The 842-nt window shown below is 32.8% G+C and carries 1 protein-coding gene and 1 pseudogene; both read left to right on the forward strand.

The features are described 5' to 3' along the window. A pseudogene (locus AC1QQ2_RS14545) lies at positions 1-309 on the forward strand (hypothetical protein); the annotation flags it as partial. Positions 310-312: 3 nt separating this feature from the next. Further along, positions 313-842: aminotransferase class I/II-fold pyridoxal phosphate-dependent enzyme (locus AC1QQ2_RS14550; protein ID WP_479713683.1), on the forward strand; the 530-nt coding region annotated here is incomplete at its 3' end.

Consider the following 842-nt stretch of genomic DNA (forward strand, 5'->3'; position numbering starts at 1 on the left):
GACTCGATTGCGGCTCTTGATGCCGATGTTATTTCAATTGAAACATCAAGATCTAGAATGGAACTATTAACCACATTTGAAAAATTCAAATATCCAAATGAAATTGGACCTGGTGTTTATGATATTCACTCACCTCGTGTTCCATCTAAAGATGAGATGAAAGAATTAATTCAAAAAGCTTCTAAACTCATTGATCCAACAAGAATTTGGGTAAATCCTGATTGCGGATTAAAGACTAGAGGTTGGCCAGAAACGATTGATGCCTTATCAAAAATGGTTTCGGCTGCTAAAGAATTAAGACAAAGCTAAAACGTGGATAAAGAAAAAACTAAATTAGTTCGTGGTGGTTTAAACAGATCTAATTTTAAAGAAACATCTGAGGGTTTATTTGTTAGTTCAGGTTTTGTTTATGATAACGCTGAAGAAGCTGAATTAATCTTTAAAGGCGAAAAAACTGGTTTTCAATATACGCGTTATGCCAACCCAACTATAGAAATGTTTGAGCAAAGATTGGCTCTATTAGATGGAGCTGAATCTTGCTTTGCTACAGCAAGTGGTATGGCTGCTGTTTTTAATTCAATGATGTGCCAAATTAAAAATGGTGATCACATTGTTTCATCAACTGCTTTATTTGGTTCCTGTAGAGAAGTATTAAAAAATATTATTCCACGATACGGCGTTGAAGTGACATTTATCGACGGAAAAAATATTGAGGAATGGAAAAAAGCAATTAAGAAAAATACAAAAATATTCTTTTTTGAAACTCCTTCTAATCCATGTATGGATATAGTCGATATTAAAGCAGTAAGCGATTTAGCAAAAAATCATAATATTATAACTAT

Origin of the sequence: Aestuarium sp., assembly GCF_023253315.1 — a bacterium.
Classification (GTDB): domain Bacteria; phylum Pseudomonadota; class Alphaproteobacteria; order Rhodobacterales; family Rhodobacteraceae; genus Marivivens; species Marivivens donghaensis.